This is a genomic window from Leptospira licerasiae serovar Varillal str. VAR 010, assembly GCF_000244755.1.
Lineage (GTDB): Bacteria > Spirochaetota > Leptospiria > Leptospirales > Leptospiraceae > Leptospira_B > Leptospira_B licerasiae.
This window is the reverse complement of sequence record NZ_AHOO02000005.1, coordinates 181,486-201,640: the sequence shown is the minus strand read 5'-3', so window position 1 is coordinate 201,640 and position 20,155 is coordinate 181,486. Positions and strand designations below refer to the sequence as shown.

The following is a 20,155-nucleotide window of genomic DNA, read 5'->3' as shown; positions in this document are numbered from 1 at the left end:
TTCGTTTGTCTTTGCAAAACAGAAATCAAAAAATACGTCCCTTATGTCTGTTCTTTTCACGCGGCTTCTATGTCCGCGTCGGCTGAGATCTCGTCTTCCAATCTAGAAGGTTTGATATAGAGGCGTTCCTTTGCCTCGTTCAACTCGACTCCGATCTTCTGTCTCGCATTCAACGGATCGGCGAGGATTGCTTCCTTGTTCAATTCGAGATTTACTCGAATGAACACGTTTGATAGTCGAGCGACCCACTCATTGAAAAGCTGTAAAAGACCGTTCTCTGCTAGGATCTTCTCGAAAAGTTTGCTGGTTCCTTTCGTTTTCACCGAAGCAGGTGTCCTTCTAAGTTGTAGAGTTCCCGAAATCAATTTGCAGGTTTTCAGATCTGGATCCGGGAATAGTTCGTCCCTGTTCTTCTTAACGAAGAACGCGATTCCATCTGTTACGTGCTCGATCCGAGCTTGTAAAGGATAGAGGGAGTCTTCCAAACTTGATCGGATTTCGGAAATTTTTGCGTTCGCCTCGTTTACGAGCCGATCCTTTTCGAGCATCTGCTCTCCCATAAACTCGACGGCTTTCTCCAAGTCGGTACGATTCTTGTAGTCGTTATTCGGTAAATCTACAAGGGGGCGTTTTGTTTCTTGTTTCTTTGTCTTAGCCATGATCGATTCCTCCTTGTTCCTCTTGGCTTACATCCACCGTCACCGATTTAGAAGTCGACTTGACTACGTCGGCTTTAGGGATTCGTTTTTTCCGTACGACCTTTTTGGCCGCAGATTTCTTCTTTGCCGTTTTCACGGTCTTTTTCTTCGTTTTCTTTTTTGCTACCACCTTGGTTTCCTCCTTTATTATGAATTTATGATTCGATTTCAGAAAAAATCGACTCGTCGTATTTCTTGGTCTTTTCACGGATCCGGTTCACTAACTCGGAACGAACTACGGACACGATTTCAGGAGAAACAGTGTCTTCGCCTTTTAAGGCCGCTTGTATCGTTCCGTTATCCAAAAGTTTTTTGTGTCTGAGTCGGATCCCTTCTTTGATCTCTCGAAGTGAAATCCTTAACCTTTGCATGATCTTCGTATATCCGTCGGATAATACGTTCCGAACGTGAGTTTCTCGAACAGTCCGATCGCTTTGGATTTCAGGATAAGCAAAGACCAGACCTTCGATCATATGCTTTACTGCCAAAGGCGTTTGCCATCTGCATCCACGAACAAAAAGGTCCCGAGTAGTCTCTCCGGCTTTACCTCTTTCGAACTTGATACCGAACCCTTCTTCTGCAATTTTTAGAAGCTCACTTCTTTCCAGAGGAGCCATGTATGAACTTGTCACTCGGTGTCCGATTTCTGGTCCCGCGAAGATCGCGGATATTTTAGTCTCCGGTTTTAGAAACATGATAATCGAAAAGAGGTGATCAAATTCTCCGGAAGCAATCTCCCATATCTTTTTTAAGTCCCGCAGTCCGGATATTCTCAAAGCCTGGGCCTCATCTATCACAAGCACCACTTTTCTTCCGATGCTATTTGCCCAAATAAGATGTTCGCGAAGACGAAAGTATCTTTCGTTCAAGTTTCCCGGAATCTGCTCACCCGGACGAATCGTCCGGATCATGTGTTTCATTACGAAAGGAATGGATATGCCGCATAATGCGCTTTCCCAAGCTGGCCCTGCATGTACTAGGATATACCGATTCGGTTGGCTCGAAAAAAACTCCACCAAGCTGTTGTATAAGAAGGTTTTACCCATTCCCACTTCGCCTGTTACGGCAAGCCAGGAATTGTTTTTAACTGCTTGGTAAGCCGATCTCGTGATCTTGTCCGTATTTCGAGTATGTACGAAGTTCGGTTGTTTAGATAGGAGTCCTTTCATTTCCCTGACTCCTTGTTTTGGAAATACTCATTCAGCATTTCCAAAAGATCCAGAACCTCTTGGGATGGAATGTTTCCGATTTTCTTTTTGCAAGATTTCAAATTGTAGAGGACGATCTTATCAATTTCCTCGTCTTCAATTTCCCCCGTAAATCCAAGCTCTTCGACAAGCCAGTCGTAAGCTTCATCAACAGTCAAAAATTCCGAAGGCGGAGCCGGTGTGTGGGTCTTCATCTCCAATTTTGGAACATGCAATTTTCCAAACGGAGTCTCTGGAAGATCTGGTAGAACGTCCGAGAGTGTGATACTTTTTTCGCGTATCTTTGCTCCTTTCAAAGCCTTCTTACGATTCTTAACTCTCTCGGTATCTCTAAAGCCCTTTCTTCCTCCGATGTTTTCGTAGGATCCTGAGCTTCTTCCAATCGGTCCTTGGTCATCTAGGCTTAGGTGTTTTCCGTCCTTGGTGACTGCGACAAATGATCCGTCATATCGCTTGAAAATCGAGACGGCTTCACCGCAACGATCCAAAGCGATTTCGTCGGACGAATATCGAAGCAAATATTTCCGAGCTTCGATCGAAACACATCCATAAGCATCTACGTCTCGAATCTGTTCGGAGATCGTTGCGTCTTTTAAGTTCTGTTTTGTTACTGCTTTGATTGGATGCTCTTGGACAGACGCGAGCCACTTCGCATAATTTCCGATTGTATCGTTTCTGTGGATCTGATAACGGTACAAAAGCTCGTTCAATTCATCCAAATTCGAGATCATTCCCTTAGTGATCCGAACTTCGCAGGAGCGTTTGATCGCAGAAATCCTTCCCTCGACGAGTCCCTTTGCTTTGGAGTGTCCTGGAAAATGTGAGGTCCTATCTATTCCAAGACGTCCGAAAATTGGGTCGAGTGTCTTAAAAGCGGTGTGACCGTCCGTATATAACTTTTCGGGAAGACCTTGGAGGGGAATGTAATCGTCTTCCTTTTCTAGGAAAGTCTTCGAAAGAAAGTCCAACCAATCCGTAGAGTTCTCTCCTCCGTAAATCGAATCTTCTCCGATCGCCGTCGGTGCATACGCCCAAGTAAAGAACGCTTTCGAAAACACATCCACGGCCACATAAATATGCACCTTTCGAAGTTTTGATTCTTCCGAACCTTCGTAGATCCTTGTAAGTCCTGATTCTATATCTCTTCGGATCGCAAGATGTTTTCCTCCTGGTTGCAGATAAACCGCATTCAATGGAGAGGCGTCTATCATCCAGGCTCGATTCGCATAAGGCTCCATCCAAGAAACGGATGCCAAAGGTTGTTTAACTTGGCGTCTTGCGAGTCCTCTTTCGTTTAGCCATCGGCCCAATTTGAAACGATCCCAAACTCCGGCTCGAACAAGTCCTAGCTTCTCTCCTTGTTCGATTGCAAATTCCATCGACTTCCCGTATTTTCGATTCAACGAAAATCCGACTGTTCTTGCATTTCCTTCCGTTCCGGTCCCTTTCTTCTGTTCGTGTAAGACTTCTCCGGAATACATGAGTTCGGAGAGAATGAATCCCTCCTTTTCTCTAAGTTCTTGTTCCGAATTTCCAAGTCGGGATCCTGTTTTTTTGCGGTCGACCTTAGCAACGGAGACAACCGATTCTCCTTTTTCGAGCCTATGAAAAACGTCGTATACTCTGGGCTTAGAAAGTCCGAGAATGGACATCGCTTTTTTCACGATCTCACCTCGGACTTTCGCGTTCTTTACAACAGTTTTTGCGTAGTTCCACTCGCGATAAAGCGGCATAACGATACCGAGATCTAAGACTTTCATCCAAGATCCTCCGCCATCGGAACCGGTAGACAATCCGCCCACTTCTCATGTACGGATTTATAAATTCCGGAAATCGAAGTAAGGAAGAGGGAAACTACTTTACCGTTTTCTAAACTATGCTCGTGTTTTGAAAGATCCGCGTCATGAGCGGCAAATATGATATCCGCCTGAGCTTGAATCGAATTTAACACGTCCGTTAGGATCCCAGAAAGTTCCTTTCTCTCTCGAAATGCTTTTCGAACCTCGGGAGAAATCCCCGTTTCTTGAGTCTGGTCGTCCACAATTTTTGTAAGATCCGTTACCAGGTCCTTATAGGTCGCGGCCTCTTTTTGTGTGTTCGAGACTTGGTTTTCCAAATCCCCGATCTTCTTATCTTTCTCCGAAAGTAGTTTTGAGATTTCCTTTTGATTCTTTGATATAAGGCTTTTTTCGAAATCGGAAAGATTCATCACTCGACCATCTGGAAAACGAACTTCGCCTTCTTCGAAAAGTGCATTCTCTTCCTTCAACCCTTCAATCAAACGAAGAAGAACTTTGTCGCTCTTTCCGTTTAAAGACTTCCGGTTGATCTCAGAAGAGAAAAGTTTATTTACCGCAGGAAGAGCTTTTTCGATCTTCCACCATTCGAAGACTGTATTCTCATTTACGAATTGCTCCATTCCGTTACAGCCTGGAACTTCCAAATAAAGTTGCTCCCGGTTGATTTCGGCAAGAGCTACGAGAACCGTTTCTTGTCCGACCCGAATCATTTCGGTTCCGGCTCCGATTTGGCTCATTAGATAGTTGAGTCTTGTTCTTCTCTGTTCCGGTGTGACAAGCGGAACTATAGAATTCGATTCTGGAAGAGATATTTCCGAGGGTTTACTTACCTCAATTTCTCCTCCTTCCTCTTTCCAAGCCTTTTCGATTGCTTTTTTCTTTTCGGGCTTGGTGGTTTGTTTTACTGCCTTTTGCTCCTTAGTCTTTGTTTTTGACATTCTGTTCCTCCGTGTTTATATCTATCTTGAGTTCGTTGACAAATTCCTCGTAATCTTGTAGTAATCCGTTCTTCTTCAAAAATGCCATGTGGCATACATTCGAATCGATCATCGTTTTTGCGACTTCTGTCATGTTCGTTAGGCCAACGGCGAGTAATCCTTCTATAACGGAATGCCGAGCAAGTATGATTTCGGAAGTTTGTTTAAGCATTTTCTCGACCTCCAATCCTCAAGCTAGCTCTCCGCTATTCCAAGCTGACATCGCTTCTTGGGGAGTTTCGAAAGGCTTCGTCTCCGCAAAACAATTTAAGCAGGATATAACGAATCCCCAACCAATCGAAGGAAATAGTCTTTCTCCTGAATAAGGCTTCGTAGCTCCACATCGCGGGCATGGTTTTAGGAGAATGTTGGCAGAACTTGTCATTGCCGATACGCTCTCCTGGTATTTTGAAAATTTCCGTTCTCTTCCTGTCCGAAGAGGAAATCTTTGATCTTACTCCAAACAGTAGGCTTTTTGTAGTGAAGCTGTGGAGGTTGCAAGTAAACGTAATACTTCATACAATCGCCTCGAAAAACCTTTTCTCTTTATCGGGGAGCATCTCGTTTTTCTTATATTGTGCCGCTGGATTTGGATCCATCGAGGCTGGCCTCATTTCCACTTCGATCGTTATGAGTAAAGCCAACTCTTTCGCGCTCAGTTTATCCTTTTGGAGATCATGAACTCGATTCCAATAAACCCGAAACTCGGTTTCAGAGAGACCGGAATGTATAAGGGCTTTTCTGAATTTAAGCGGATGCTTTTCTTTCATATTTCTAACTCCCGCTCATCTCGGATCATAGCTTCTATAAGTTCCTTGTTCTGCCATTCTTCGTAATCTGCTCTCTCTCCATGTTGCTCAATATACGTTTCTGCCATCGCCGCGCGAATGATGGCTTTGTCGGAAAGTTTGCGGTATCTCAATTTCCCGTCTGGGTCTAGTTCTTTAGATATATCGCGGATAACGTCCTCACAAAGTTTAGTATAGATTGCTTGGCGTAAGAAACGGATCCGATCGACGGTGTTCATGCGGCAAACCTCGGAGCGTACGCCGCACGATATATCGGATATACAAGATCATATTGAGATTTACGGAATTCTTCCCAAGAGGCTTCGAGTCCTTTAAACTTAGTACGGTAATCGTATCTTTTGCGGACCATCCATTCGAAGGCTTCTTCGAATGTAACAGGCTTTCCTAATGCTTCTCTTTCTTTGTGTTCTTGGTAAGCTTCCCGCGCATCGGCGACGGAGATTTCCCATTCGGCGAGGAGGATTGAATTTACTCGTGCGGAGGTTTTGTGGCCCCGTAAACAGCGTGAGATTAAAGACTTATCAATAGAATTTTTGTGCGAAATAGAAGATATGGTTTTCCCCGATTTCGCAACAAGTTCTATCTTGAAAGGAATCTTTGGACCTCTCCTTTTAGGTAGAAGCATGATTAGCCTCCTTAGGTACTTGGAGAAGTCCTTCTTTCTCTAATAGAATACGTATATTATGACCAGGGGCCACTCCGTTCAACGCCTGGCTGACATAACCGTAATTCAGCTCATGCATTCTAGCCCATTCCGCAATGCTTCCGTATCGGTATCTTAGCTCGGTCTTAATTTGCCGCCTGATTTCTGCGGAGAGAAAGCGAGAATGAATATTCTCAGAAGTGAAATTTTTTTCCTGCTTTAATGAATCGTAATTGTTAATGGTTGACCTTAACCTTGGTCGATATACTATCTAATTAACTATTAGCGTATATACTCTATAGACGTATTTTTGCAATGAAAATTATCTGCAGGCGTATTTTTTTTAAAGGTCAACAATTCTTAGAAATGTTGACCTGCGGGGTTTGAATATGGGCGAACGAATCGCATTGCTTATCCAAGCCCTCGGAATAACTCAGAGAAAATTCGCAGAAAACATAGGTGTTACCCCTGCTTTCGTGAATGATGTGATTAATAGAGGAAAATCATTCTCCCAAGAAACGATCGTAAAGATCTCTTTTAAATTTCGAGTCGATATAAACTGGCTATTGACTGGCGAAGGGGAAATGTTTATCCCGAGTGCTGAGGAAATTTACAAAAAAGCAGATGAAACTCGGGAAATGATTGGAGTATTACAAAAGCGCGAAGGGATGAAGGATTTCCTACGCTTATTGATGAATTTGACCGATGACGAATGGAAGCGCCTACGAGAAATGGCCCGGCTTCTTTTTCATAAATAATCCGAACCTTGTGGCGAAATTATCTCTCTGATTCTCTCCATTGCTCCGTCAACTAAGACAGGCATCGGGACATAATTTAATTGGCGGGAATTGTGAACTAGAACTTCAAGAACAGTGCGGATCTCTTTCAAGACCTCTCCTTTATTTGATTTATCCAACATAGTATTTTATCTCTTATCGTCTGTTTAGTATCTTTTTCGGCCTGGACAAATCAAGGGGAAATTTTGATAAAAATATTGCTTTTTTGCGACTTTATGGGTCATAAAATCGGATAAGTCTTTAGGTATATAAACTATGGGTGAAGCACTTGTATGGCTCTTTCGGATCATGTTTGCGGTTGAGGATCACTACATTGAATCCGGCAAACACCTCCCAAAACATATCGAAGCACAATGCCCTAATTTTGGGATCCTTTCACCCGGACCGGATTTCACAAGTGCGAAAGTTGAAGAGGATCCTACGAAGATCTGGGTCAAAACTGCAAAAGGAGTTTTAGAAGCTGTTCCTTCTCACACGGCCACTGATGCCCTCAAAATCAGTAATAGTCGTGAAATGAGAGAATTTATGGTGGTCTATGAAAGGATTTGTGGCAAAGGCCAACCTTCCTTTTACGATATAATCCCTTATATTGAGAAAGAGTCTTTGCGAGCTTGCTTGGATAAGGCTAACGTAAATCGGTATTTAGATCCACGAGCCGAAAGCAAATGCTACGAAGATTGGAACTCGAATAGACATTAATCCCAATTGAACCGTGAGATATTCTTATTTGAGTCAAAAATTTAACTAAATTGAGACGTTTTTAAATCTTATAAGCCAAAAAAACACTGGAAACAGCCATACAAAAGCCTTCTTTTGGTAAATCAATCCCTTGATTTGAGGAAGTGCAAATGACGCGACTTATTGCAATTTTAGCTGTTACCTCCCTTGTGACGATAGGTTGCGGTAGGTCCAGCGAGAATAAAGACGGACTTTCCATTTTTAACTTACTCGGAGTCAAAAATTCAGATTCTGATGAGAAGTTAGATACTTTATCCAATGACGAAATAATCGAAAGAGCAATGAATTCGCGTTTAGGGAAAAACGGTTTCTATGGAAAAATCATCGCATCACAAACATTTCCTAACGGCGTAACGGAAATTCCGATCAATGATTTATTACCGGAAATACTACCAGGAAACACTGGTATTCCAAATATTAGTAAGCAAACACTTTTAGCGAATGGTATAGTCGCGTTAAAATCCATCTCTCTTCGTCCAGGTGCTTCTATCAATAGCAATTTATTCGCTCTTACACAATGCAAAGGTTTCTTTTCTAAAGATTCATGTAAAGGGTTTAGAGCTGAGTTGGCCTTCCAAAGTTTTGCTTCTCAAGAGCAAAACTATATTTCCAAAGCAGATACAATATCTTTAAATTCGAATTCGAAGATCTTAGGTAAGGCTTTTGCAAACGAATACAAAATCGGCCATAGCGCTCAAATTACAGAAAAAAATACCCCCGTAGGCGACTTACCAATACTTCCAAAGTTTTTAATAGGAACTCCATCCGAAAACTCTATTGTAGCAAAATCAGATAAGGCATTAAATCCAGGACAATATAAGGATTTAATAATATTTCCAGGGGCGAAAGTTACTCTGAGCGAGGGATACTACCAACTTAGATCAGTTTATATAAATCCAAGAGGTTCCCTTTTCTGTTCCGGCACTTGCGTTCTAACCGTAAAGAACGACCTATATGTACTACCTAAAGGTCTCGTTACACCTCTATCGGGAGATCCAAAAGACCTTTTGATTTATGCCGAAAGCAAGGATCACAAATTCTGGGCTTTTTCTTTCTCATCGGTAAACTTTGGTTCAAATACAAGCATAACTGCAAATGTATACTCTCCTTATGGTTCCGTTAATGTGGATAACTCGGTGATCGTTAAAGGGACAATTATTGGAAAAGACGTTTCCTTTGGAACGAAATCGAAGATTTTCGATAGCCTTTTAGGTGATGCTCCTACTGCAATTTCGTACGATACGCTTTTGGTCCCGGTTAGTAAAGTTTCTTTATTGGTAAATGATGGTAGCGAGATTCCAATTTTCTCGTCCCAGGCCACCTTGACTTTTGATAAAGACTATTCCCAGAATATAGCTGAACTGTTAGGCTATCCTGCTATTATTAATTCTTCTTTGAATATATCTGGTATAAGATTCTACGTAAATGGGGCAGTCACAGCTAAGGAAGGAAATAAGTCCTATGAAGTTAAATTAATAACACCAAATAACGAGAATAAATTCGATGCCCTGGGATCCTTTTCCGTAACTTCAGGAAAGGTGACCGAGATAAAAGTCCTTCCAGGTCCAAACTACTCAATGATCCGAGCATTTGATACGGAATATGTTTTGAGCCCAATGTTTTCTCTGGACAAGTTTAGATTTTTCGATTCAACAAACGAGTCGTTGGTGGAACGTTACGCGGGAGAATTCACGCAATCTCTTATTCAAGAGTCTGATACAATCGCAGATGTTAGTGTGCAGAGCCTTTCGTCTTCGCTCGAAACAATAGCGTCCCATGAACTGATTACGACTAATGTTACCCTTAGGACAAATCAAATCTATCTGGATGAATCAGGGGTTTTGACCGAGGGGGATACAATCGTAGTGAAAACTCTCGGCGGAGAGGTCGACGGAATCAAACTCTTCCCTTCTCATGTTGCCTCATTCACATCTGGAGAAAGGGTTCTTGTATTTATCAGGACGATCGATGGCGTAAAATACGTTACGTTTGGGCAGATCGGAAAAATCAGTTTTTAAGACGGTAACGAATTATGAAAAATATGAAAATCAAGCTATTTGCTATTATAGCTCTTCTGATTATTTTAACTGGAAGTCTTTCTTCCTATACGATAATTTTTTTTCGATGGCAATGGAATGTTATCCAACCACTTGTAGGATTTCGCTATAATTTGGAAATGTTTTATACAGATACTGTGAATTCGCCACCTAGGGTAATATCAGAAGTTCTTTGGCCATCATACTCATCTTGGAACAATGAAGGGAACTCAAATGTCACTGTAGCGGATTTTGGCTCAACATCTAATAGAACTGTGGCTAGAGATTTTAATAACTCAATTATTGCAACGCTGGATTTAGATATTCTTGCGAGATTATTCTATATGCCAAACGCCATCGCCGCTGCTGTCCCATGGGGGGTTACTCAAACGCTGGAAATCAATGATTGCGATGTGATGATCTTTCCTCGTCCATTCTTTATTAACCCTGTTGATTATACTAAATTGTCATTACCTACTGCATTCAAGCATGAGTTAGGACATTGCCTCGGCTTACTGCATTCTTCTGAAAGACCTTATGAGTCGAATCCGGTTTTAAAAGGAGCGTTGATGTATTATTCTCTTGGGTATGGTGAAGTTAAATCGTTGAATTCTGATGATATAGCCGGGATAAAAGCACTGTATGGTGAACGAATCGATCTTAACGAAATATTGGGAAACTTTTGCCGAGCTTTAAATATAGATCCCGCTGATCCGTGGTGCATTGTGGTTGCCTGCTTTGCCATTGGCTATTGCCATCTTTGAAGGAATATAGCGTATGAAAAATTATCTATTTATATTATCGTTTTGTCTTTTGATTCACGTTGAAATCTTCGCGGCGGAGTCCTGCGTAGTAAACGCGAGCGCGACTTGTGTAGACTTTGTTTCAAATTATTCACAGACCCAGGCAAACGAATATTGTTCAAAAATGTCAGGCGGTGATTTTCGCTTGAAACAATGTCCCACAGGTGGTAGCGTCTATAAATGTTCTTTAAATAGCTCCTCTAAAGTTCTAAATATGACATATTATTCGGAAAAATGGACGCAGACGCTGGCCACTTCTCATTGCGGAAAGCTGCAAGAGATTATTGCAAATTGATTTCCGAAAACGGAGAGCGGTATGTATAAATTCTTTATTATTCTTGCTTTTGCTTCGTTATTCTATGTTTGCGGGGGGAGCAAGGATCAAAGCCAAGAGGCTCTTTCTATAAGTTGCGCAATCGAACCCGTTTGTTGCGGGTTATGTTCTGGGGTTTCTATCGCTAAGTCAACTCATCCTGAATTTATCGGCATATGGAAAAATGAGGATTTTACTGATGCATGCACCCAAACAACAATTACATATAATTTTAACGATACTGTTGTGTCCCTTTGGACATTCGACCAAATCAAAGACGCCTGCGCTACTCACAGTAACTATAATCTGCAACTAGAATGGAAAATCGAATCAGGTCAATATTGCGAAAAAGTGTGGATGAGTGATTTATCCCCCTGGAATTGTTATTCTTATTCGATAAATGCAACTGATTTGACTATAGATACTAAAACCTACACAAAGCAATAAAAAGAATTTCAATTCAATTAAGGTATACAATGGGAACTTACAGTTATATCGAAAAATCTTTTTTAGTGAATAACGGAGAAGTTAGAATCCCGATGGCGGATGTAGGTTGGAGATTTTGTCGAGTAATCTTCATTATAATCGATAAAGCTGATGGCAATCATAACATACTTCGCAATCGGAATGCTACGGCCTGCTTAAATAATCAAACGTATCAGCTTACCTATGAAGGGGTTCAAGATGGCGATCAAATTAGATTACAAGCTTTAATTGAGGATGCAGATATTATAAGGTCAATGATTGACGGTGTAGACCATATTCTTTTCCCCCCTCAAATTGATTTTCCCATTTCGGATAGATGCGATTAATTATGTAAAGCCCCTTAGTCCTGAGTAAAACACGAAAAAATGATAAGATAAGGCATTCGATTGCTCTCATTCGTATTTATTCCTTGCTACGGTCACCCATGCGATTTCTCCAAAATCGCCTTTAAGCCCTGAATTAAACCTGACGCCTGGCCGCGAGTCAAAAGGCTAAACGGCTTACGATACTGTCTTAACGAAAACTCCTCCAAGTCGATCGTATAAACTCCTTTCTCATTAATCTTCCCGCAAAGGACCTTTGCCATTTCCGATTGCTCATAAGATCGTTTCTGAAGTTTCCTCTGTAAAATGGAAAGCGGATCCTTCGGTTTTCGTTTCGACAAATTCACTCGGAGTAAGTTCAAAGATTCGATTACTTTCTTAGCTTCGGAAGAACTGAGGGAAGAAATAGACTCGGATCCTGTATTTTCTAAAACAAGATCGTATACTTTGGTTTTGTCCAAACCTGCTTCTCTTGCAGTGACCCAAAGTTTTCGTAATTGATCTTTAGAGATCTTAGATTCTGTTTTCATCGCCTAAGTCTTTAAAAGAATCTTACGTCTCTTTTTTCTCATTGACAAGTATTTTTAGAATTTTAGGGAAAGGTTATATATGAACGCTGTCTCTGAAAAACCTTCTCGTATTAAACTTTCTTCTCACGTAAGAAAGATGTTTTACTCGACGAAAGAGTTTGCGAGGATACTAGGAAAGAGCGAGAAAACAATCCATCGTTGGGAAGAAAGCGGTGTGTTTCCCTTTTCAAGTTATGAATTAGGAGAGAGATCTACAGTGTGGCTAATCTCAGACGTCGAAAGCTGGATCAATTCCAGAAGAAACAAAAAAGAACGGACATAGAGGACATTCGAGTCTAACGTTTTTCTAAACCTCTTCCTGTAAAAAACCTAACGGCTATTCTTGCCGTGTGGCAACTGCAAAGCTTCAATTCGATTCCAAAGGATTCACAACTTTAGAATCCGGACTCGTCCTTCATCACTCTGGCACAGCGCGGGGGGAATTTCGTTCCCTCCACGCTACTCTTTTGCAAGGTGGTCCGTCCTTTGCGGGAACGCAAAATCAAGTAGCACTAACCGAGAATGAGGAGTTTGCGGAATTTCAATTTAGAATGCTGTCTGCGGTATTGATCGAAGGCTATTGGACCGATTTTTCCAAGCCGGGAGTTTTGGAATCAGCCGCTTCATTCTTTGTAACCAAAGTTTATACGGATCACCAAAGGAGTGTTCGCAATTCTATAGGAATCACAAGAGAGCCGAATTTCTCCGAACGAAACGGAATCCCTGGGATCGATGCAATATTTCGAATTTATAAAGCTTTCGGTGCGGATGTTATCGGAAGACTCAAAACGGATCCTCCTTTAATCGATGCAAATTCGGTAGGCATTACATTCGCGTACGAAAAGTCTCATCCGAACTTGGATAACTTCTACTATCGCTTAGGCGAAAAGGTGGATGGACAAATCGTAAGACTCATCGTTACGAAAATTTTGTCCGTACCGGAAACAAGCCTTGTAGCAATCCCTGCGGATACAACCGCAAGAAAGTTTTCCGGATTTCAAAATTCAAACGGCAATCATTTAAACCCAAACTCGCAGGAGGATAGAATGAAGATCAAACGCACTATTTTATCACTTCTGGGGGTAGATACCCAAAAATTCGGTCTGTCCTCTGGGGAGGGCGAATCTTTGGAACTACCGTCGGAGAAAGTCGAATCCGTGCTCGAAGAAGCGGGGAAAACAATCACCAAACTACAAAACGAAGCGCGTCAAAACGCTGTTTTGCGGGAAAGCCTGAATCAATTCGCGAAACTTTTCGGAAGCGAATCTTTTCCGGAAAACGTCGACCTTTCGGGCAAGGTTTCGGAACTCCAAGCACTCTTGGAGGAACCGAAGAAAATTTTGGGATCCGAAAGAGAAAAGGCTCTGACAGCTTACAGACTATTCTCCAAAGGAAAGCCGGATTCCGTAATCGAATCCTTGATCCAAGGGGCAAACTTAGAGCAGGCCAGAGCATTCGGAAGACAATACGGAGCCAAGTTAGACGAAACGCATTCCCTTAAATGTGAGGATTGCGGTTCTAAAAAAATCAGCCGAGCTTCCGGAAGTTTAAGTGAACCACCGGGAGAAACAATCCCCCGGAAAAAAGCCGATTCTAAGAACTTTAAACTTAGGAAATAAAGGGAGGAAATATGGCTCTTACAGATCCTTTTGATGTCGGTTATCGCGGGGTTATCGAACCCAAGACGATCGCCGTAAAACATAGCGGCCTTACGAAAGAAGACCTAGGAAAACCGGCAAAGATTTCTGCAAATATGCAAGTGGTTCTTTGTGCGGATGGAGAAACTCCCGCAGGTCAGATCGTGAGTGTCGAAGACAAAATCGCGGCCTTAAAGGTTTCCGGAGTTTTTGAATACGATTATTCCGGTGCAGATCCAATACTCAATTTCCAGAACGTCCAAGCAGACGGTGCGGGAAAGATCAAAGCCGTAGTTTCCGGTGGGAACAGAGTACTTGTGATCTCGATCGATAGCGCGAATAAGAAAGTCGCCTTTATTCTTTAAGGAGGGAAGCAAATGGCACACAGAAAATTAGACAACGGCATCGTTTTACTCGATTTAGAAGCCGGTGTATACCATGACGCGAAGGCTCAAGGCTTGAGTATGAGCGAGTTCATGGAAAAAGAAGAACTGGACGCCGGATACGATCCCGAAACGCCAGCGGGAAAAGATCTTTCTGCATTCGAACGCCAGCTTATGGCGAACGATCTCCAAATTGGAAGAGCAAACTTCGCGGTGGAGGATTTCATCAAAGCTTCTAACCAGTCCAAGTATCTTTTTCCGGAGTTCGTAAACCAGAACATCTATATCGGGATGAACATGGGACAACTCCAAGTGAAACTCGAAGATACCTATTCGGTGAAAACGAGAGTAAGTCAAGGAGCAGTCGTATCCACCGCCTTTGATATTACCGGATCCGATTTAAAGGCAAAACGCAAAACGAAAGAGGACGGACAATTTCCAAAGGCGGTCATTGCTACCAAAAGCAAACCACTCAAAACGAATAAGGTTGGACTCGAAATCGATTTCACTTACGAAGTTTTGAAAAGGATGCAAATCCTAAAGGCTCAGAACGTATTCCAAGTCTTCGGTTGGAAACTATCCCAACAGATCACCCAGAGAGCTTTACAGGTTATCAAAGACGGAGACGGAAACGAGAATACCGCGGCTCCGACTTCTCCAACTTCCACTACTACATTCAAGTATGCGGATGTGGTTAACATGTTACTTTCCGCTGATCAAGGAGTCGAGTTCACTCATGCTGTAGTGAATAAGACTTTCCTTGAAAAGATGCTCACAGACGAAACGAACTTTAAACAGTTCCAGTCGATGAACTTACTCGAAGGCTATGTCAAGACCGGACAAGTCCTGAACTTCTTCGGGGTGAATTGGAAAACCCATCCAGAGATAGCGGACGACGTTATACTTGCATGGAACAAAGACGTCACTCTAGAACTCTTCGAAGATTCCTCAGGTCAACTTGTAGAAAGCGATCGTTTCATCCGAGAGCAGATCGAAGGAACAGTGATCAGCTACGAATTCGAATTCGGGAAATTATTCTCCGCAAGCTGTCACTACAAAACTAAGGCGGCCTAAGAAGAAGGCTAAAGCAATGTTAAACGATCCTGTCGAGTTAAAGAAACAACTTCGTATCCAGGCTAAGAGCTTGGATCTCTCCGATGAAGGAGAGGGAAAGAGCGTGTCTCCATACGAAGAATATCTTTACTCGGCGGCGGCTTTAGCCAAGGTCCGGATGAAATCTTGGGGAATACAAATCCCAGATTCCCGTCCAGTTGCGACAGAGCTTCGGATGGCCGAGGTTCTTCTCGTTAAGGCGGAGATTGTAGAAGAATTCGGCTACAATGACGCTTTTGATCCGGAGGAAGTATCTTCCGGAGGTGGAGAAGGAACAAGAGTAAAACGCTCCCGCATGGGAACGGATGAACGCGGAGAGATCGCGGAAGGATTTCGGAATAAAGCATATTTTTTGCTTTTTGGTAAACATCCTTCCGAATCTCCAGGGGTGGCATAAATGAGTATTGCCGCTATGCTTGATCGCGCCTTTGAAAAAGGAACGCAAGGCAAAATCCAAATTCTCACCCCGGTTTCTGTAGCTGGTCCTTCCGGACTAAACGCATCCAAAAAGATCACATACCAGCCCGGAAAAGCAATTCCATGTGTATGGATTTGGAAAGATCCGATTTCGGATACGGAAGTCGGTGAAAGGCAAGAATATCGAGCCGTTTGCCAAATACGTCCTGGGGATTTAAGCAGTGAATCTCTCGGACCGGAATGTAGGATCCGAAAAGAAGATTCCGGTGATTGGCTTGTAGATACCATTCATCCAGCACAAGAGATCGAAGGATTTGTTTTAATTCGAATCGAAATCAGAAAACCCAAAGCAGGAGGAAACAAGGCATGAACAAGTTTCTTTCCGTAACGGATACTTTCGGTCCAAAGCTGAACCAAGCGATTTCTCAAGGAAGAAAAAAGATCGAACATGTACAGGAGCAGAACGCGGCTCTTGTGCAAGCGAATGTAATCAAAGGGATCCGTTCCCAAAAATACAAATCCAATTGGCCGGAACTTTCGGAAGAAACGAAGGAGAGAAAAGCAAAACTTGGACAGTCGAATCTGACTCTCATCGCGGAAGGAGATCTCTCTTCTTCTTTTGAGATCGTTAAGGAGAACGATTCGACTTTTGTAGTAGGAACAAACAAGAAGCAGGCACGGGCTCAGGAATTCGGTTTCGAAACTATTGGAATTCCGGAAAGACCTTACTTTAGACCTGCATTAGAAGATTCTAAAAAACAGATTCTCGAAAATTTTAAAACTGCGCTCGGAGAAATATTCAAATGAGACGTACTCATATAGAATATCTTCGAGCGATGGTAGAAGGTCTTGTGCAAGGAGAAGACTCTGCAATTCCTTCGGATCGATTTTTTGAATACCAACCCCCTTTGGATTCCATCCAAGAGAAGATTCCTTGTGCAATTTTAAAAGCAAGCGAACCGACAAACAGCATTGCAAGAAAAGTGAAACACAGATTGGCGAAAATCGTTCGAGGAAGAGACACATTCCTTAAAAACGCAGTACGCCAAATCAAACAAGATTTCAAATATACTGTCGACTTTTGGTTGGAAACACCGGACGCGGATGTCGTAAGCACCGTAACAGAACGCGGGATCCTTGACCAGTGTCTTTTGTTCGTGTCAGAACATCGCTGGATCCAGACAGACGAAGGGATCCCGATAGAAGTCCGGTTCGGTAAAAACGGAATCATCACCGACCCGGCTAAAGAAACCGGAAATTATAAACTCTATGTGGAGATCATTTTTAGAGACGGTCTCTATACGATCGAAGAGGAAGAAACTTTGGGAGGAGCCGAGCTCGAAGAGTCAGTTCCGACTTTGGAGAGAGTGTGATCATGGACAGATACCAAATAGTGACGATGATCCATAAGGTCCGGATACCGGATAACGCTATATTAAAGAAGGAGATCATTTCTACGAATTCCTTCTTCGACTGCGGGGAAGTATTGGAGAACTATTCGATCAAAGTTTCTCAAGCGTCCGGACCCAAGAGTATCCCAATGCAGGAACTCACCGAAGTGGATATAATTCACTTGGAAGGTGTTTGGGACGAAACGAATTCCAGTTTTGGAGTGAAAGAGGGAGAACCCGCTTTGTTCGAATTCGAATTAAATGACTCCGAAATTTGGATCGGAGCAAACGAGTTAAAACTTGCAGGAACGCAAGCTTTAACGGGAGTCAAGGTTCGCTGTCCGGACATGAACGGGCTTCGGATGAAAATCAAAGTCTTTATAGGAGCAAAAGGAGAATAATATGGCCATAGGTTCCGTATCAACTACACACGTTTCCGGCGGACTCGGAAATAGTTTTCCTTACGAGGATAAGGTTCACGCCAAAATTGGACAGGCGGAAGGTTACGATGCAAATAAGCCGATCCTGATCTCAACGTATGGTCAAGGGAAGGATGTATTTGTACAGGGTGAGCTAGTCGATGCACTCAAACAACATTTCGAAGAATTCAACGAGGAAGCGGGAGAAGTTCCGGTTCCTGTTCTTTGCATCCGGCCCGAAAACGACCAGCCCGGAAGTGTAGATCCCGCAGTAGCCGGAGAGGAAAATACAGGGCTTGCAGATCTTCCGACAATCGAAGGATCCCCTACCGGAAGTAGAATGGTCGTTTTAAAAATTACGAAAGCCGGTGCGTTGGGAACTGCGGAGTATCGCAAGAGTGAGAACGGAGGCGAAGCTTTCGGTCCTCCTGTGATCACTCCTGTAGGTGGAGTCATTGCACTTGCAGTAGGTGTTACTGCAACTTTTACAAACGACACAACTGCGCAAGCAGACACCTTCAAGGTTGGAGATACCTTTACTTTTAATATCAAAGGACCGACTGCGTCTGCGGCCAAACGTTTAGTCGCAATCGAAGTTTTAAAAACAATCGATCAAGGAAATAATCCTTTTTACTGGTTCCACCATATTGGAGGAGTCAATCGGGCTTTCGCGGTCTCCGTTTCTGTTCTACTCGAAGAGATGAGAACTCAAAACCTTTTCCGAATTTTCGGAGTTTTGGAAACTGAAAGAAAACAAACCGCAGAGACAGTAGAATCCTATTTTCTTCGGATGCAAGACGAATGGGACTCTTACGAAAACGAAAGGATTGCCGTAATCGGTGCGGAAGGTCGCTACATTCCGGGCGGAACCGATTCCCAAGGAGGATGGAATGCCTCTCTCGAATTAGCCGACTCGATCGGAGAATGGAGAAACGCGGCAACTTTTCTTTGTGCAAGACTTGCCGCATCCAGGGTAAACGTAAGTGCGGCCTGGGTTGCAAAGAACAAATCCAGAACTTTTATCGGGATCCGTTACTGGATCGAAGGATATAAGAACTATCTTGGTGCGTTAGATGATCTTGGCCTTACCATGCTCAAGATTTATCCGGATTGGCAAGGAGTGTATATTGCAAGCGATAATCTCATGGCTCCACCGGCTTCGGACTTCCAAAATATTCCGGAACTTAGAAGAGCAAACAAGATGCACCGGATTGTTTACCGGGGATCCTTACCGTTCCTTAAAATGGACACAGAAACAAATTCTGGATCCGGCGGCTTAGATGCGATCAAGGCCGAGGTGGATAAGAAAGTCTCCGAAGAAATGGAACGTCCGGGAGAGGCGGAAATTTCCGGCCACGAAATCATCTTTGGAACAATCAAGAAGGTCGGTGAGAAAAAGGTCCTTCCGGCAACCATGAAGATGAAGATCAAAGATAGGCTCGATACGATCCAATGGACGACCGAGTTCGTACTAGGATAAAGAAGGAGTAGAGAATGAAACCCGGTGATATTTTACCTCAAGCGATCAGTTTCGAAAATTTTACCTTAACCCTATTCGGGCGAGAACTCATAAAATTCTCGAAATTCGATATCCAATACGAATCCGACATTTCCTTTAAATTAGGAAAGGGAGGAGAACCTGTAAGCTGGTCCGTAAAAAGCTATAAACGATCCGCAAAAGCAACGATCGAAATAGACGAGTTAAAGTATTTGATCCAGCTTGCGGCTCCGTTTGGAGGCGACTTACTAAAACTTCCTCCTTCTCCGTTGACCGCGCGTTGCGAAGTAGAAGGAGGAACACTTCTTCTTGTAGTTCCAGCCGTAAAGATCATGAAATTCAACTTACCGACGGAAGTGGGATCCGACGTTTCCGAAACAGATATGGATTTCGCCGTAGTGAGTTATCCGATCATCACGTTTTCTTAAAATAAGGAGGAGTCAAAATGGAAATGCAGGGAAAACAGAAATACGACGATTATAGGGAAGCAGTCGCACAGTTGCCGAATACCTATATCCCCGTGGACGAGGAATTTTTACAGAAATACCAAGTCGAAATTGATGCGATCAAAGAGTTTCTTTCAGACAAGGGAGGGTTACATCACTTAGCGGTGGAAGGAGAATTCCATACACTTTGCCGCGTTCCTTCCAAGGAGATTCTATCTTCTGCATCCGAAAGAGCGAAGAAACTGGATCCGATCGAGTCGGATATAGATTTCGTGCAACGTTGTTTGGTGTATCCGTCTGCGGAGATATTCCGAGGTTGGATAAACTCGGGTGCGCCCGGCCTTGCGGCGGCGATTAGCAGAAAACTTTTCGATCTTGCAAAAGTAAATCAAGAGGCAATTTCAAAAAAGCTTTAGAGGATCGGGAAGCTGAAATCCATTCGGGAATCGGTGCGTTTGAAAATCTGATAAGGCTTCTTTTTCCCGAGGATTCTCTTCCGGATCCCTTCGATGCGAAGGAAGTTGCAAAACGAAGTAAGGACCTACAATGGACTCAAGAAAGGATCATCGATATAATTGCGGCGGGGGTCGCAAAAGGCATTGCAAAAGCCTTTAGTCGGTGAAGAATTTGTCCGGGGTTATTGGTAATTTAG

29 protein-coding genes are annotated in these 20,155 nt (G+C 43.0%); 18 read left to right on the top strand and 11 right to left on the bottom strand.

What is annotated here, in order from left to right; translation table 11 throughout:
- Window positions 1-56: 56 nt before the first annotated feature.
- The 10 genes from LEP1GSC185_RS01385 to LEP1GSC185_RS01340 all read right to left on the bottom strand — a co-directional run bounded on the left by LEP1GSC185_RS01385 (window position 57) and on the right by LEP1GSC185_RS01340 (window position 6,375).
- A complete protein-coding gene (locus tag LEP1GSC185_RS01385; RefSeq protein WP_008589506.1) occupies window positions 57-659 on the bottom strand; it encodes a host-nuclease inhibitor Gam family protein in 603 nt (200 codons plus the stop codon).
- Between the two features lie 194 nt (window positions 660-853).
- Window positions 854-1,867, bottom strand: coding sequence for an ATP-binding protein (locus LEP1GSC185_RS01380; protein WP_008589806.1), 1,014 nt, complete (start codon window positions 1,865-1,867; stop codon window positions 854-856).
- Window positions 1,864-3,666 (bottom strand): integrase, encoded by a 1,803-nt coding sequence (locus LEP1GSC185_RS01375; RefSeq protein ID WP_008590185.1) that lies wholly within the window; start codon window positions 3,664-3,666, stop codon window positions 1,864-1,866. The genes LEP1GSC185_RS01380 and LEP1GSC185_RS01375 overlap by 4 nt, the downstream gene beginning before the upstream one ends.
- A complete protein-coding gene (locus LEP1GSC185_RS01370; protein ID WP_008591648.1) occupies window positions 3,663-4,643 on the bottom strand; it encodes a hypothetical protein in 981 nt (326 codons plus the stop codon). The genes LEP1GSC185_RS01375 and LEP1GSC185_RS01370 overlap by 4 nt, the downstream gene beginning before the upstream one ends.
- On the bottom strand, window positions 4,624-4,854 hold the full coding sequence (locus LEP1GSC185_RS01365) for a hypothetical protein (protein WP_008591297.1): 231 nt from the start codon (window positions 4,852-4,854) through the stop codon (window positions 4,624-4,626). Before LEP1GSC185_RS01365 ends, LEP1GSC185_RS01370 begins: the two co-directional genes overlap by 20 nt.
- Before the next feature lie 18 nt (window positions 4,855-4,872).
- Window positions 4,873-5,067, bottom strand: a complete 195-nt coding sequence (locus LEP1GSC185_RS20300) for a Lar family restriction alleviation protein (protein ID WP_010514698.1) — start codon at window positions 5,065-5,067, stop codon at window positions 4,873-4,875.
- 130 nt (window positions 5,068-5,197) lie between these two features.
- Window positions 5,198-5,452, bottom strand: coding sequence for a hypothetical protein (locus LEP1GSC185_RS01355; protein ID WP_008590760.1), 255 nt, complete (start codon window positions 5,450-5,452; stop codon window positions 5,198-5,200).
- Entirely contained in the window at window positions 5,449-5,709 is a 261-nt protein-coding gene (locus tag LEP1GSC185_RS01350) for a hypothetical protein (RefSeq protein WP_008590744.1), read from the bottom strand. The genes LEP1GSC185_RS01355 and LEP1GSC185_RS01350 overlap by 4 nt, the downstream gene beginning before the upstream one ends.
- A complete protein-coding gene (locus tag LEP1GSC185_RS20100) occupies window positions 5,706-6,116 on the bottom strand; it encodes a hypothetical protein (protein WP_008596244.1) in 411 nt (136 codons plus the stop codon). The genes LEP1GSC185_RS01350 and LEP1GSC185_RS20100 overlap by 4 nt, the downstream gene beginning before the upstream one ends.
- Window positions 6,103-6,375 carry a helix-turn-helix domain-containing protein gene (locus LEP1GSC185_RS01340; RefSeq protein ID WP_010514701.1) on the bottom strand — a complete coding sequence of 91 codons (273 nt, stop codon included), beginning with the start codon at window positions 6,373-6,375 and terminating at the stop codon, window positions 6,103-6,105. Before LEP1GSC185_RS01340 ends, LEP1GSC185_RS20100 begins: the two co-directional genes overlap by 14 nt.
- Before the next feature lie 148 nt (window positions 6,376-6,523).
- Here LEP1GSC185_RS01340 and LEP1GSC185_RS01335 point away from each other — a divergent pair, with 148 nt between their 5' ends.
- The 6 genes from LEP1GSC185_RS01335 to LEP1GSC185_RS01310 all read left to right on the top strand — a co-directional run bounded on the left by LEP1GSC185_RS01335 (window position 6,524) and on the right by LEP1GSC185_RS01310 (window position 11,633).
- Window positions 6,524-6,892: a helix-turn-helix domain-containing protein gene (locus LEP1GSC185_RS01335; protein WP_008589748.1), complete on the top strand. Its 369-nt coding sequence runs from the start codon at window positions 6,524-6,526 to the stop codon at window positions 6,890-6,892.
- A gap of 294 nt (window positions 6,893-7,186) precedes the next feature.
- Window positions 7,187-7,630, top strand: a complete 444-nt coding sequence (locus tag LEP1GSC185_RS01330; protein ID WP_008590085.1) for a hypothetical protein — start codon at window positions 7,187-7,189, stop codon at window positions 7,628-7,630.
- 605 nt (window positions 7,631-8,235) lie between these two features.
- Window positions 8,236-9,687, top strand: a complete 1,452-nt coding sequence (locus LEP1GSC185_RS01325) for a hypothetical protein (RefSeq protein WP_232298412.1) — start codon at window positions 8,236-8,238, stop codon at window positions 9,685-9,687.
- Between the two features lie 14 nt (window positions 9,688-9,701).
- A complete protein-coding gene (locus tag LEP1GSC185_RS01320; RefSeq protein WP_008590448.1) occupies window positions 9,702-10,469 on the top strand; it encodes a matrixin family metalloprotease in 768 nt (255 codons plus the stop codon).
- A gap of 355 nt (window positions 10,470-10,824) precedes the next feature.
- A complete protein-coding gene (locus LEP1GSC185_RS01315) occupies window positions 10,825-11,268 on the top strand; it encodes a hypothetical protein (protein WP_008591709.1) in 444 nt (147 codons plus the stop codon).
- Between the two features lie 29 nt (window positions 11,269-11,297).
- Window positions 11,298-11,633 carry a hypothetical protein gene (locus LEP1GSC185_RS01310; protein ID WP_139032645.1) on the top strand — a complete coding sequence of 112 codons (336 nt, stop codon included), beginning with the start codon at window positions 11,298-11,300 and terminating at the stop codon, window positions 11,631-11,633.
- Between the two features lie 92 nt (window positions 11,634-11,725).
- Here LEP1GSC185_RS01310 and LEP1GSC185_RS01305 read toward each other — a convergent pair whose 3' ends face one another.
- Window positions 11,726-12,160 (bottom strand): hypothetical protein, encoded by a 435-nt coding sequence (locus tag LEP1GSC185_RS01305; protein ID WP_008590421.1) that lies wholly within the window; start codon window positions 12,158-12,160, stop codon window positions 11,726-11,728.
- 79 nt (window positions 12,161-12,239) lie between these two features.
- Here LEP1GSC185_RS01305 and LEP1GSC185_RS01300 point away from each other — a divergent pair, with 79 nt between their 5' ends.
- From LEP1GSC185_RS01300 to LEP1GSC185_RS01245, 12 genes are all read left to right on the top strand, one after another.
- Window positions 12,240-12,482: a helix-turn-helix transcriptional regulator gene (locus LEP1GSC185_RS01300; RefSeq protein ID WP_008589373.1), complete on the top strand. Its 243-nt coding sequence runs from the start codon at window positions 12,240-12,242 to the stop codon at window positions 12,480-12,482.
- 67 nt (window positions 12,483-12,549) lie between these two features.
- On the top strand, window positions 12,550-13,818 hold the full coding sequence (locus LEP1GSC185_RS01295; protein ID WP_008590835.1) for a hypothetical protein: 1,269 nt from the start codon (window positions 12,550-12,552) through the stop codon (window positions 13,816-13,818).
- An 11-nt stretch (window positions 13,819-13,829) separates the two neighbouring features.
- Window positions 13,830-14,201 (top strand): hypothetical protein, encoded by a 372-nt coding sequence (locus tag LEP1GSC185_RS01290; protein WP_008589751.1) that lies wholly within the window; start codon window positions 13,830-13,832, stop codon window positions 14,199-14,201.
- A gap of 12 nt (window positions 14,202-14,213) precedes the next feature.
- On the top strand, window positions 14,214-15,293 hold the full coding sequence (locus tag LEP1GSC185_RS01285) for a hypothetical protein (protein WP_008591792.1): 1,080 nt from the start codon (window positions 14,214-14,216) through the stop codon (window positions 15,291-15,293).
- A 16-nt stretch (window positions 15,294-15,309) separates the two neighbouring features.
- Window positions 15,310-15,729 carry a hypothetical protein gene (locus tag LEP1GSC185_RS01280; RefSeq protein ID WP_008590382.1) on the top strand — a complete coding sequence of 140 codons (420 nt, stop codon included), beginning with the start codon at window positions 15,310-15,312 and terminating at the stop codon, window positions 15,727-15,729.
- A 15-nt stretch (window positions 15,730-15,744) separates the two neighbouring features.
- Window positions 15,745-16,119, top strand: coding sequence for a hypothetical protein (locus LEP1GSC185_RS01275; protein WP_024863956.1), 375 nt, complete (start codon window positions 15,745-15,747; stop codon window positions 16,117-16,119).
- Window positions 16,116-16,556, top strand: a complete 441-nt coding sequence (locus LEP1GSC185_RS01270) for a phage virion morphogenesis protein (RefSeq protein ID WP_008590204.1) — start codon at window positions 16,116-16,118, stop codon at window positions 16,554-16,556. Before LEP1GSC185_RS01275 ends, LEP1GSC185_RS01270 begins: the two co-directional genes overlap by 4 nt.
- Window positions 16,553-17,122 carry an LIC10173 family protein gene (locus LEP1GSC185_RS01265; protein WP_008591074.1) on the top strand — a complete coding sequence of 190 codons (570 nt, stop codon included), beginning with the start codon at window positions 16,553-16,555 and terminating at the stop codon, window positions 17,120-17,122. Before LEP1GSC185_RS01270 ends, LEP1GSC185_RS01265 begins: the two co-directional genes overlap by 4 nt.
- Before the next feature lie 2 nt (window positions 17,123-17,124).
- A complete protein-coding gene (locus LEP1GSC185_RS01260) occupies window positions 17,125-17,541 on the top strand; it encodes a hypothetical protein (protein ID WP_008589861.1) in 417 nt (138 codons plus the stop codon).
- Window position 17,542: 1 nt separating this feature from the next.
- Complete coding sequence (locus tag LEP1GSC185_RS01255; protein WP_008590739.1) at window positions 17,543-19,039, top strand: DUF2586 family protein; 1,497 nt, start codon at window positions 17,543-17,545, stop codon at window positions 19,037-19,039.
- 14 nt (window positions 19,040-19,053) lie between these two features.
- Window positions 19,054-19,485, top strand: a complete 432-nt coding sequence (locus LEP1GSC185_RS01250) for a hypothetical protein (RefSeq protein WP_008591656.1) — start codon at window positions 19,054-19,056, stop codon at window positions 19,483-19,485.
- A 17-nt stretch (window positions 19,486-19,502) separates the two neighbouring features.
- Window positions 19,503-19,919, top strand: coding sequence for an LIC_10177 family protein (locus tag LEP1GSC185_RS01245; protein WP_008590002.1), 417 nt, complete (start codon window positions 19,503-19,505; stop codon window positions 19,917-19,919).
- The last annotated feature ends 236 nt before the right edge of the window (window positions 19,920-20,155 follow it).